General features: G+C 55.2%; 11 protein-coding genes and 1 tRNA gene. 7 read left to right on the forward strand and 5 right to left on the reverse strand.

The features are described from left to right. Positions 1-9: 9 nt before the first annotated feature. From AEAE_RS01900 to AEAE_RS01930, 6 genes are all read left to right on the forward strand, one after another. Positions 10-915: a TraX family protein gene (locus tag AEAE_RS01900; protein ID WP_094689474.1), complete on the forward strand. Its 906-nt coding sequence runs from the start codon at positions 10-12 to the stop codon at positions 913-915. Between the two features lie 342 nt (positions 916-1,257). After that, positions 1,258-1,334, forward strand: a tRNA-Arg gene (locus AEAE_RS01910). A gap of 65 nt (positions 1,335-1,399) precedes the next feature. Next, a complete protein-coding gene (locus tag AEAE_RS01915) occupies positions 1,400-1,963 on the forward strand; it encodes an iron chaperone (RefSeq protein ID WP_211277517.1) in 564 nt (187 codons plus the stop codon). Next, positions 1,964-3,505, forward strand: coding sequence for a Na+/H+ antiporter NhaA (gene nhaA / locus AEAE_RS01920; protein ID WP_244569589.1), 1,542 nt, complete (start codon positions 1,964-1,966; stop codon positions 3,503-3,505). It begins immediately after the preceding gene. A 181-nt stretch (positions 3,506-3,686) separates the two neighbouring features. Beyond that, a complete protein-coding gene (locus tag AEAE_RS01925; RefSeq protein ID WP_094689476.1) occupies positions 3,687-4,454 on the forward strand; it encodes an LOG family protein in 768 nt (255 codons plus the stop codon). 243 nt (positions 4,455-4,697) lie between these two features. Further along, a complete protein-coding gene (locus AEAE_RS01930) occupies positions 4,698-5,387 on the forward strand; it encodes an SDR family oxidoreductase (protein ID WP_244569590.1) in 690 nt (229 codons plus the stop codon). Between the two features lie 65 nt (positions 5,388-5,452). Here AEAE_RS01930 and AEAE_RS01935 read toward each other — a convergent pair whose 3' ends face one another. The 5 genes from AEAE_RS01935 to AEAE_RS01955 all read right to left on the reverse strand — a co-directional run bounded on the left by AEAE_RS01935 (position 5,453) and on the right by AEAE_RS01955 (position 11,466). Then, positions 5,453-6,631, reverse strand: a complete 1,179-nt coding sequence (locus AEAE_RS01935) for an O-methyltransferase (protein ID WP_148139940.1) — start codon at positions 6,629-6,631, stop codon at positions 5,453-5,455. A 69-nt stretch (positions 6,632-6,700) separates the two neighbouring features. Continuing rightward, entirely contained in the window at positions 6,701-7,822 is a 1,122-nt protein-coding gene (locus AEAE_RS01940) for a DNA-processing protein DprA (protein WP_158520467.1), read from the reverse strand. Between the two features lie 394 nt (positions 7,823-8,216). Then, the gene (locus tag AEAE_RS01945) at positions 8,217-9,887 is read right to left on the reverse strand and encodes a YifB family Mg chelatase-like AAA ATPase (protein WP_094689480.1); all 1,671 of its coding nucleotides are present in this window, start codon (positions 9,885-9,887) and stop codon (positions 8,217-8,219) included. Positions 9,888-9,902: 15 nt separating this feature from the next. Continuing rightward, positions 9,903-10,367, reverse strand: a complete 465-nt coding sequence (locus AEAE_RS01950; protein ID WP_158520468.1) for a YraN family protein — start codon at positions 10,365-10,367, stop codon at positions 9,903-9,905. A 181-nt stretch (positions 10,368-10,548) separates the two neighbouring features. Further along, positions 10,549-11,466 (reverse strand): bifunctional hydroxymethylpyrimidine kinase/phosphomethylpyrimidine kinase, encoded by a 918-nt coding sequence (locus AEAE_RS01955; protein WP_094689482.1) that lies wholly within the window; start codon positions 11,464-11,466, stop codon positions 10,549-10,551. A 367-nt stretch (positions 11,467-11,833) separates the two neighbouring features. Here AEAE_RS01955 and AEAE_RS01960 point away from each other — a divergent pair, with 367 nt between their 5' ends. After that, the gene (locus tag AEAE_RS01960; protein WP_094690068.1) at positions 11,834-12,643 is read left to right on the forward strand and encodes an ABC transporter ATP-binding protein; all 810 of its coding nucleotides are present in this window, start codon (positions 11,834-11,836) and stop codon (positions 12,641-12,643) included. Positions 12,644-12,653: the final 10 nt, after the last annotated feature.

Raw genomic sequence — 12,653 nt, forward strand, 5'->3', positions numbered from 1 at the left:
GGAGTGAGAGTGGCTTCTCAGAAGAATTTCCAGCAACCGCAGAGTGATAAGGCACGCAGGAACAACGCCATGCGCCAGGCTCGTGTGAATAAGCAGGATCGTGCGGCCAGTGAGACGCGCAGTGAGGCTTACCGGCGGCGCGAGGACGGGGTCGTGCGCAAACCGCGCGGCTTAAGCATGTACCAGTTCAAGGTGACTGGCCTTGTGTTCGTCATTCTTGGCACGCTCAACACAGCGCTGATCATGCCGCACCTCGACACGAAAAATATGAGCGATCTGACGATCAGCGTGATTCTCGACTTCGTCAGTTGGTTCGCCATCCCGCTCTACGCGTGGGCTGTGCTGATGGGTGTGCACCACTCGGCGCATCTGGGTCGCTATTTGGCTCGTGTGGTCCTGCTCGCGGCGCTGAGCGAAGTGCCGTACGATATGGCGACGACGCAGAAGTTCCTCGACTGGAACAATAACAACCCGGTGTGGGCGGTGGCAATCTGCATCGTCGTGCTCACGGTGATGCGCGCGGTGGAGGTCAACCCGGTGCGAGATTCGTATTCTGGCCCGCTCTACCACTTGGCTCCTGCCGAGGCGAATGTGGTGCGCGCGGTGGTGATTCTCGCGGCTGCTTTGTGGATGTTCTTCGGTCACTTTGGTATGCGCCTAGGCATGATGAACGAGGGCTTGGTTCTGCTCATGTTTGTGGTGGTGTTTGAGCTGCTGCATCGCCATGAGAACACGATGACGTATACGGCTGCCATGCTCGGCGCTTTCATGGGGCTCACGCCTGGCTTGGGTATGGCCGTCGTGCATTACCACAACGATCAGCTCGGTTATCGCTCGCCGGTGACGAAGTACCTGTTCTACGTTCTCTATTGGGCGCAGCTGGCCATTTTGGGTGCTGGGGCAATGTTGGCGTGAAGTGGGCGGGATGTTGCACAGGCTTTCTGTCGTGACGGTGGTGTGATGCTGACCTGGTGTGACGCGATCGAGGTAATGCGTGATGGACAACCGTTCCAGCGCACGAGGGGAGTGGAGCCTGCGGTTCTGCTCCCTTTCTTGTATGACACGCCGGTGGCCAAGAAATTTCCCCAGATTATCAGTCCTTTGACCCCCGCCTTTCGGCTCTACGACGCTGTTTTGGGATGTGAGACACGCCTCAAATAAAAGGAAAACGACGAAAGGGCTTGCGCGAAATGTGAGATGGTGTAAAGTAATCATTTGTTGCTTGAGGTTCGGTTCTTCCGGGCTGACGGTGATGTTGCGCGAGTAGCCCAACGGATTAGAGCATCTGACTACGGATCAGAAGGTTGCAGGTTCGAATCCTGTCTCGCGCACCAAAGGCCTTGGAACTGCATAGTCCCAAGGCCTTTTCCAATATCAGGAGAAGTCCGCTGAAGGAGAAATGATGGCCACTGCTCCCGATTCACAGCACGGTGATAATCTCAAGAAATTCGACTTGAGCCCACTCGCGTCTTATTTTGACTCCATTTCCAATTTTGACTCCATTTCCAACGACGATCACCGTCAGCAATTTATTGAGCTTTGCGACTGGCTGCTCGAGAAGTTCCCGCAGCTCGAGCCCGTCATCAAATGGAACCAGCCGATGTTTTTGCATCATGGCACCTTCATCATCGGTTTCACCGTTGCGACGCATCACATCAATGTAGGCCCGGAGCCGAGGGCTTTTATGAGGGTGTTAGGTGAGATTAACACCAAGAAAATTAAGCACGGCACCAAAACGTACCATCAGCCTTTTGATAAGCCGTTTGACTATGCCTTGCTCGAGCGCATCGTGAGCGAAACTCTGGAGGACAAGCGCGAGATTACCAGTTTCTGGGATCATCGTGAGTTTCGTGATCTCGGCGAGATGCCACAAGAGCTGCGTGACAAGGTGGTAGGCAACCGCCGATCTGCTGATGAGCGGAAAGCGGCGAAAGCGGCGAAGGCTGCAAGCAAGGCTCAATAGATGCAGGCAGGCGTGTTGCCTCTCAGTTGTGAGGGCGGAAGAAAGAAGGACGACGTGGCGAAAAAGGTGAGCGAGGAGAGCGCGAAGGTTGAGCGCAGACGTGAAAAGGGTCAAGCGCGTTTTCGCACTCGTCGTGCCCATCGCGTCGGCAGCGTTGACATGATCGACGTGACCGACCAGGTGAGCCATGCCGCCCATCAGCGGCGCCTGAAGGATGAAGCCGCTCAAGCCGCTGAAGCACCAACTTCTTCAACGCGCAAGCCGTCATCTGCATCTGCTCAGGCTCGTGCACCTCGCAAGCGTCGTCAGGCGAAGAAAACTCGCCAGTCGCAGTTTGGCAAAACGCTCACGCACTGGGCCAACTCTGACCGCATCGCAGGCATCATCATGCTCTGCTTCGCGGCTGCAGGATTGCTCATTGCTAATCTTCCGGTCATCGGCCCAGCCTTCGAGCACCTACGCGAGTTCGTTATCAACGTGCCGTTCACTAACATTCGCCTCGACATCGCCGACTGGGTGCAAGATGGCGTGCTGACCCTGTTCTTCCTCGTCGTCGGCCTCGAGCTCAAGCAAGAGCTCACCCACGGCTCGCTGTCCAACCCCAAGCGCGCTGCCGTGCCGATGATTGCCGCGGTGGGCGGAATGGTTGCGCCACCCATCGTCTACCTGACCGTGGTCTCGCTGATGAAAGCTGCCGGCGACGCTACCGCGCTCAACCCACAGGCGTTGAGTGGCTGGGCTGTTCCTACGGCTACCGATATCGCGTTTTCCCTCGCCGTTCTGGCAATCTTTTCGAAGGGCCTGCCCTCCGAGATTCGCGGCTTCCTGCTCACCCTGGCCACAGTGGACGACCTGCTCGGCATTTTGCTCATTGCCTTCCTGTTCACTTCGGTGAACCAGTGGTATTGGTTCGTGCTCATGGGCGCGTGCGCACTGCTGTGGGCGTGGATGTCGCGCCTCAAGAAGGTGCCGTGGCCGCTGGTCGCGCTGCTGGGCATAGTGATGTGGTCGATGACTTTCGAAGCGGGAATTCACCCCACCCTTTCTGGCGTGATCTTCGGCCTTCTTGTGCCAAGCAAGCGCATGCATGGGGAGAGGACGACGCGCGCTCACCGCTGGGCCACTCGTTTGAACCCGATCTCCGCGCTCTTCGCTGTCCCGCTGTTCGCCCTGTTCGCCACGGCCATCCCGTTTGGAGGCATGAGCTGGTCGGTGCTCATTTCCCCGATCGTGCTCGGCATTGTTTTGGCACTCGTCATTGGCAAGCCTCTGGGCGTGATGGTCGCCTCGTGGATTTCCGTGCACCTGTTCAATTTGGAGCTTGCTGGTGGCCTGAAAATTCGCGACATGATTGGCATGGCGTGTGCGTGTGGAATTGGCTTTACGGTGTCTTTCCTCATCGCCTCACTTGCCTTCTCTCACCCTATTTTGGTGGAGGAATCAAGATTAGCAGTGCTGTTGGGCTCCGTGCTCTCCGCTGTTGTCGCTGCTGTGGTGTTGACGATTCAATCGCGCCACCCCAAGCAGCGCTGGCAGCAGTAGCCGATCGTGCTCGCTTGCTGAGCACGGGCGCGTGAGCTTACGTGCTGATCGTGTGCACGCAATTAGTGCGCGGGGCTGGTGCGCCGCTCGTGCGACTCGCGTGCGAGCTCTTCGTTTCGCTAGAATGAAAGAAGTATGTCGCTTTCTGCTCAACGAAATGAGTCAAGGAAATGAGGGGGTTATGGACGCAGTAAACAACTCTTCTCCCCAGCGTGATGACGCGCAGAACAGCATGGGGGAAACCTATTACGCAGGCCCTGTGCTCATGCGCGGACGCATGATTCCTCACGAAACCGCAACCAGTAGGCTTCTGGGAGAAGAATCATCAACAAACTGGCTTCATGAAGACCCGTGGCGAGTGCTCAAAATTCAGTCGGAGTTCGTCGACGGCTTTTCCACTCTCGCCGAACTTGGGCCTGCCGTTGCCGTTTTTGGCTCCGCTCGAACCAAGCCGGGTGATGAGGTGTATGAACTGTGCGAACAGATCGGACGCACATTGGCTGAACGCGGTATGGGAGTGATCACTGGAGGTGGCCCCGGCTGCATGGAAGCTGCCAATAAGGGAGCAGCGCTGGCCGGAGGCGTATCAGTGGGCCTGGGTATTGAGCTGCCGCACGAAAAGGAATTAAACCAGTATGTTAATCTCGGTTTGAAATTCCAATACTTCTTTGTGCGCAAGGTGATGTTTGCCAAGTATGCCCGCGGCTTGATCGTCACGCCCGGCGGCTTCGGTACCCTCGATGAAATGTTTGAGATGCTCACGCTGATTCAAACGCATAAGACACGCCGTTCGCCTGTCGTGCTGGTCGGCTCGCGCTACTGGCAGGGCTTGCTCGATTGGGTAAGGACGACGGCGTTGGAAGCGCACATGATTTCTGCTTCCGACCTCGACTTGATTCGCGTGACTGACGACCCTCAGCAGGCCGTGGATTGGGCGTGCGAACAGTAGGTCGCCTGAACGGTGAGTGTGCGCTGAGAGCTCACGAGTATTGGCAATGGTGTGTCGAGCAGCAGATGCTGGAATGCACTTTAATCTCTCGACGAAATGTTACGCTCAACCTCAAAGCTGGCACTAGGGAACAGAAACGTACTGAACGAGCTGAAGTATTCAAGTGACAGATGCTGTACAGGTACTGAAGCTATTGAAGTTACTGAAACTCGAGAAGTTATTGAACGTGAGAGGAGATGGCGTTTGCCACTCGCACTGGTTACTGGCACTGCCAACGGTCTGGGCTACGAGCTGACCGCCGGGCTGATCGAGCGCGGTTGGAGAGTTGCTGGCGTCGATTTCAACGCTGCCAAGCAGCAGGAACTCGCCGAAAAGTGGGGTGAGAAGTACCTGCCACTCGTTGGCGATATCAGCGATGAAGAGTTCGTCAATTCTGCTGTCGCGAAGGCTCACGAGCTGGGCCATATTGACTTGCTGATTAACAACGCTGGTCAGCCTTCCTTCAAGGCTCCGACCGCTTACGTGGGCGCCGATATGGACAAGACCCTCAAAGGTTTGAAGGGCATGATGCTCTTCAGCGTGGCCACTTTGAAGGCTGATGAGGAGAAGAACCTCAAGATTGCCAACGTGATGAGCACGGCCGCAACCCGTGGTAATGCGAACGAGTCGGTATACTGCGCTGCCAAGTGGGGCGAGAAGGGCTACACCGAGAGCTTGAAGACCGCCTACAAGGGCACTTCTGTGCTCGTGGTGGGTATTTACCCAGGTGGTATTGACACCCCGTTCTACAAGGAAAGCCACGACTATGTGTCCGTGGAGAAGCAGCACACTTTCATGAATGCGCATGATCTCGCTGAAGTTCTGCTCTTCAACCTGGTTAACGAAGCAAATTTGACGGTGTCGGATATCCGCATCGACCGCAACTATGTGTGATCATTGCCTGTGCATGGTAGACACCGTGCGATCGGCTGAGGCCAGATTTTGCTGAGGCTGAGTTGTTAGGAGAGTGCGGCATCGGACGGGTGCTGTGCTCTCCTTTTTTGTTTGAGCAGTTCCTGTGTGGTGACAAAGGTCAGCGAGTCAATCGAGCGCGTCTGCTCATCTGGTTCTTGCGCTTCAGAAGTGTACTCAGTCGAACTGTGTTCAGCAGAGGTGTGTTCAGCGCCATCTTCGCTCGAGCGGCTTGCTTCCTCAAATTCGCCAGACGTGTCAGCATCTGCAGGCACTGCTTCATAGCGTGCGGTAGCGGCCTCTTGAGCACTTGCCGTATGAGAATGACGCGATGCTAAACGTGAATCCTCAGAAGCAGGGGAGAGAATCTGCGTTTCTTCACTGGGCTGGGCCACGATAGCAGAACCTTCCTGCTGAGCGAACAGTATTTCGTCGAGGTGGTGCAGAGCGCGAGCCTTCTCAATCACTGCTTGACTCGCCTGATGCTGGGCTTGAGCTTGAACCGGCGTGACAACAGCATGCTCGTGGTCGAGAGTTTCTTTGAGCTCGGCTGGCTTAGGAACCGAACGATTCGAGCAGATGAGCAGCCCCGTACCAATAGAGAGCAAGGAGGAATCAAGATTAGCATCGCTGTCAGCACTGGACAGCACTTTTCGCAGTTCTACCGTTTTTGCACTGCGGTCAGCAGGGTTAGTCACTCCAAAACGCGGCTGATGAGCAGTTCCCAGCACGTTGGTATAAACCAACACGCCATGAGCGCTTAACAATTCGCGAGCATGAAGGCGTGCAGCACGATAATTCATCGCACTACCCGACACAACAATCATGTCGTAGCTGGCCGTGTTCAAGTGAGACAAGTACGTGCTTACTGTTGCGCTAAAAGCTTTCGCCTTCACTTGGCTGGACTGGTGGGCAAAATAATCACGAATGAAGCTAATGCCGTGAAGGTCTTGATCCACGACAACCAAACTGCCCTGAGCAGGAAGAACCGGCAGAAGAGAAACGGCCTCCATTGCTAATCCGTCGCCAATAAGAACAACATGACGAGCGTAGAGAAGCTGGGCGAGGAAAGTGATGAAACGAGTTTGGCTGGTCGAGCTTAAAGACACTCCAGCGCGCTTTGCCAGACGGCGCATGCGGGAAAGCTCGCGCGACTGGTGTGATTCCACTTGTCGCTCGATAAACTCCCAACTGCGGGAGATGCTCTCGTACTCATCACTATTCACGCCTTTTACTCTACCGTGCACACTCCAACACACGCTCAGCGAAAACCAGTATTTTTCATCTCTCGTGGCTTATGGGTGCTGGGCATGTACAAATTTTCCGGTAGGAAGGCGAATGAGATGGCCTTGTGCTTCGAGCAAACCCATACTTTGGCTCACTTCGCGAGCAGGATAGCGCGGTTGCAGCTTGCTGACTAACTCATCTACCGTTTTTCCTTGCCGGGCGGTGAGGTGGAGAATCTCTTCTTCGAGGCTGAGAGGCTCAGGGGCGTGCTTGTCGGTGCGAGAGGCAGCGTGTTCAGAAGTGGGAGCATCAGGGTTGGGTTCGCTCAGGTTCAAACTCAGTGTAGGGCTCAAGAAATCACTCAGATCGCTGATATCCGTGACAATGGTTGCCTTTTGAGAGCGCAGTAATTGATTGCAGCCTGCATTACTCGGCTCATCAATATTCCCTGGAATTGCCAGAACTGGACGATACATTTCTTCAGCCCATCGAGCTGTATTTAATGCACCTGATCGGTAGCGCGCTTGTGCAACGATGAGAACATCACTCAAGGCTGCAATAATCCGGTTTCTCTCCAAGAAGCGAGAAGAGAAGGGAACACTGTAGGGTGGCACCTCACTCACCAGTGCTCCACCCGTACTGACAATCTCGGAGAATAAAGGCTTATTAGCGCTGGGAGTAGGGTTTGCCAAGCCACCAGCCATCATGGCAATGCTGGGCTGGTTCATGCTCAAAGCGGTGGCATTCGCCTGCGCGTCGACACCGAAAGCTCCACCGGTGATGACCACAGAACCGGCGTTATAGCAGGCTCGAGTCACCTCTTGTGTGCAGCGCTTGCCATAGTCGCTCATTTGGCGAGAACCCACGATGCCACTGATGTGCGGTTCAATGAGAAGGCTTGCATCGCCTTCGATCCACAAGCAGATCGGCATGACGGATGAGCAGGAGGGTAGTAGCAAGCGTTCGAGTTTCTCGGCTGGCCAACAGGGATGAGCGGGGTAGAGGATGTGTAAGCGCTTATTGGCACTAAGCCGCATCGCGAGTACGTCAGCGGGGAAGCTGAGCAGTTCGAGAAGCCTGCGATACCAGGTGTGTGCGGTTGCAACAACGTTGGCGCGCAATTGTGCCGAGGAGCGAGAGACAGTGGACGGGCGAGAGGCAGAGGACGGGCGAGAAGTATCTTCGGACACGCTTTTGTGCAGGGCAGAAATCACCAGGGAAGCTAAGTGCTCACATGAATCTTGCTCCGATTCCTGCTGGGAGAGATGAATAAGCCGATCCCAAGTTTCTCGTGCTCCGTGAGTGCTGATCAGTGCTGACATCCCTGAGCTCGGACCATTGGCGATATAGCCTAATTGAGCCCATAGTATCTCCTCTGAAGGCGTACGAACCGCAAAAATTGTGCCACTTGGAGGAGTGGTAGGTGACGCGGGCGTAGAAGTCGAAGACAAGGAGGAGAAGGCCTGCCAAGAGGAGGAAGGCGAGGAAAGAGAAGACACAGAGGGTGTGAGCACATGACGTGTGTTTGCTGATTGCGAGTTCATATGATTCCTTTCTCAACAGGGAATGGGAAGTACTGCAGTGCTAGACGACGTTGTGGCGAGGGCGCAAGCTCATCGCTTCTGCGACATTTTCGGGGTTGGGTGACATGCGCCCGTCGAGCAGAGCAATCGTCCAGGCAACGCGCAAACTGCGGTCGGCGCCGCGCAAGCTGAGCGTTCCTCTGTCAACGGCAGAGGACAGGAGCGCGAGGCAGGCGCGGGAAGTTCTCGCGCGCAGCCATTTCACACGCTGGTGAGGGCGAGTGGCGGTATCGGACGTGCCGAATAATTCACGGTAGGCGCCACGAGCCTGAATCACCCGCGCACGAATGCTCGCTGAACTTTCCTCCCTGCTATTCATGCTCAGGTGAACTGGAGGAACCTCAATCTGCATATCAATGCGGTCGAGCAGCGGGCCAGAAAGGCGACCGAAATAGCGTTTTCTCTGCTGTGAGGTACACGTACAATCACGCGCGTTACCCCATCCTTTCCCACACGGGCAAGGGTTTGCAGCCATGAGTAGTAAGAAGTGAGCAGGGTAGACGGCAGTAGCTTGGGAGCGAGAAAGAATAATCTCACTGGTTTCTAAGGGCTCACGTAACACCTGCAGAGCACGGGCAGAAAACTCGGGCGCTTCGTCCAAAAACAGCACGCCATCATGAGCTTTCGTGACCGCACCCGGATGGGCAATTCCTGTTCCTCCTCCTGCCATAGCGGCGACACTGACCGTGTGATGCGGAGCTTCGAAAGGCGGAACAGAGGTGACACCGTAGCGTGCAAGTGTGCCGCAGACAGAGCGGATGGAAGCAACCTCCAATTTTTCACGCTCATCTAAGGGCGGCATGATGCTGGTCAAACGGTGGGCGAGCATGCTTTTTCCGGTTCCGGGTGGACCGTAGAGAAGGGCGTGATGGTGGCCTGCGGCGCAGATTTCCAGTGCTCGTTTCGCACTGTGTTGACCGATAACATCAGCCATATCGACGTACTCGTCTGCGTTGGTGCCGAGAAGTGAATCAGACAGTGAATCAGCATCCAGCGAAGCTGCGCGTTCGCAAGAGTGCGCAAGGTGAGCGCAGGACGCAGCCGCAGAAGATTGCGCTGGGTGAGAGGATGATGGAGGTGCTGAAGAGGCAGAGGAATGAGAGAAGGAAACGGGCAGAGGGGCGGATGTTGATTGAGGGCTAGACGCTTGCCGAGGAAGAGTACCGCCCAACAGTTGAACCACCTTGGCTAAACTTCGAGCGGTATGAACGCTGATGCCATCGATCAAGCGCGCTTCATCCGCGTTAGCCTCGGGAACAATCGCGGTATGCAAGCCTTTGCGCTTGGCATAGAGCAAGATGGGAAGCAAACCAGAAATAGGTAGTAAAGTGCCATCAAGGTTCAGCTCTCCCACAACTAAAACATCCTTGTTTTTCATCGGGTCAACTACACCAATAGCCCCCAAAAGGGAGATAGCGATTGCACAATCATGCGCGGAACCATGCTTAGGCAAACTTGCCGGCGAAAGGTTCACCACGATGCGAGTTTGAGGCCAGCGAACACCCAACGCGGTAATCGCAGATTTGACTCGTTCCTTCGACTCTGCAAGGGAAGCGTCTGGTAATCCTATGAGGGAAATACTGGGCAAACCAGGGCTTAAGAAGGTTTGAATTGTCACCAGAAAAGGGGAGAGGCCAATCAGGCCAATCGACTGGCTGGTACCGATACGCATAACTCCTCCTTGACCTCAAAAAGCCCCACGAAAGTGGTGCAACGCAATGCGATCAGGGAAAACAGTGATAGAAACCACATCATTGCGCACCTCAGGAGAGAAGAAAGTACGCGGATGAGTACTCAGCCACACGCTCTCAGCGCGGCGAAGGTGAATCTGCTTAGTTCGAGTAACAGCCTCCTCGGGATAGCCAAACTCAGCAGAGCGATTTGCACGGCGAGTCTTTACCTCAATGAAAACCAGCTGATTATGCGGTTCTAAAGCGATGAGGTCGAGCTCTCCGTAGCGTGTGCGGAAGTTGCGCGCAATAATCTTCCACCCGTCATGCATCAGGTGGCGAGCAGCGAGCGATTCGCCGAGCGCTCCCAAACATTGCTGGGTCACGTTCATATCGACGTGCAAGCTGCTTGCTGGCAGTGCCGGAAGGCAATCGTTCGTACAACTGTGCGGTTGAATAAATGTTTCTGGGAATGTGATCATGGCCTCAGCATGACAGAAATTGCGAGGGCAGGAAGAAAAAAGTTCAAACTGTGGAAAACTTGCTTCAGCTGACGTAATCATACCGAAGTATGAGAGGTGAATCGGGCTGAGCAGGCATAAATAAAGGCGTACAGCTGTGGATAAGTCGTACGCCTCAGAATTCGCTAGCGGCTCGGTGTAATCAACGGGGAATGAGCGCGGTCATGCGGTCCAGAACCAGCTCAAAGTTCACGCCACGACGCGCGAAATCAGGCTGATCCAGAGTGCTAATCATGGCGTCACGCACAAACTCACCAGCCAAAGAAGCAGCCTCAGTCAAGCTCTTACCAGCCATGATGGCAGCGCACACCGCAGAAGCAAACGCATCACCCGTTCCATGGATCATATGAGCCAGCTTGGCATGCTTGAGCTCATGAATTTCAGGGTGGGCGGGGTGCGATGGAGCGCCAGAAGCGCCAGCAACGCGTGTGCCGTCGCCAGCAGTCGCCACAAAATTGCGCAGGAAACCGTCATTATGGTCGATTCCCTTCACAATCACTGCCTTCGCGCCCATCTCCAACAGACGGTCGATAATCTCGGCAACATAATCGTCTGAAACGTCCTGGCCTTCATACGCCATACCCGTCAAAAGGCTTGCTTCCGTGAGGTTCGGCATCAACACATCCGCACCGTCAACAAGCTTCTTCGTCGCCTCACACATTTCCTGCGTGTACGTCGGGTACATCGAGCCACCATCGCCCATCACCGGGTCAACAAAGCGCAAGGCCTGAGGGTATTCGCGGTCAATGCGCTGAATGAGGTCCACCTGCTCGGCAGAACCCAAGAAGCCGGAATACACGGCATCCAATTCCACGCCAATCTGCTTCCACGAATCGAGGTAACGATCCAAAAAGTCAGTGGTGTCCAGCATTTCAAAATGCGGGAAAAGGGTATGCGAGCTGAAAAGCGAGGTAGGAACAGGGCACACATCGCAACCAGCCGCAGAAAGAATCGGGATTGCAGCGGTCAGAGAGCATTTGCCGTAACCGCACATATCGTGGACAGCAGCAACACGCGGAATGTATTTGGCGGGACGATTGTACAAGGTTTGAGTCGTCATTGATAATCCTTTCGTGGCCAGCGGCCTTACGTGAACCGGCAGGCCTGCATACATGCCGGAGCTTCCCCTTGATACTAACTCAAAGCCTCGCACCTAGTGTTACGAAGTTCTCCAGATTATCAGCGCAGCAAAATCATTCTCGCGAAGGATGGAAACTAGGCGAGATTTTTCTACAGTGAAACCATTGAAAAGTAACGATAGAGGAGAATGTGAAATGGAAAGCATGGACTCTCTCGCCACACCTGCTGGTGGCGTCAACAACAACGCACTGAATTCCGATGGCGCAGCCAATACCAATGGCACAACGAATAGCGCGGCTGGAAGCTTCAGCGCAGTTAATAGCACCGCTGCCGGCGCAAGCTCGCCCATGGGCGAGCGCCCCATCGCACTGCGTGCCGTAGACCTCGTCAAGGATTACGGCAAGGGTGAAAATCTTGTTCACGCCCTGCGTGACGTGTCGGTGAGCTTCGAGCGAGGAGCTTTCACCGCCATCATGGGCCCTTCCGGCTCGGGTAAGTCAACTCTCATGCACACTCTCGCCGGCTTGGATTCCATCACCTCCGGCCAGATTATTTTCGATGGCCAAGATATCACCGATTTCAACGATAAGCAGCTGACCTTGCTGCGTCGCGAAAAGGTGGGATTCATCTTCCAAAGCTTCAACCTGCTGCCGATGTTCGACGCTCGCCAGAACATTTTCATGCCACTGACCTTGGCCAACAAGCGCGTAGATAAGGAATGGTTCGACCTTCTCGTCAACACCTTGGGCTTGCAAGATCGCCTTACACACCGCCCAGCAGAAATGTCTGGTGGCCAGCAGCAGCGCGTCGCGATCGCCCGCGCGCTCATCTCCAAGCCATCGGTGATTTTCGCCGATGAGCCAACCGGAAACCTCGACTCCGTCTCCTCGGCAGAAGTGCTCACGCTGATGCGCGACCTCGTCAATGAACTGGGCCAGACGATTGTGATGGTCACTCACGATGCCACCGCAGCAAGCTACACCGACCGCGCCATCATTTTGGCAGACGGCCAGATTGTTGCCGACCGCGAGCATCCGCAAGCTCAGGAAATGAGCGACCTGCTCACCTCCATCATGCAAGAGATTGTGGGAAAGCAGGCGAGCGCTCATCACCTTGCCGCTCACTCTGTTCACTCGCTGAACGCTTCTCAGGCCTGAGGTGATAGTG

This window comes from Aeriscardovia aeriphila (assembly GCF_002259595.1).
Lineage (GTDB): Bacteria > Actinomycetota > Actinomycetes > Actinomycetales > Bifidobacteriaceae > Aeriscardovia > Aeriscardovia aeriphila.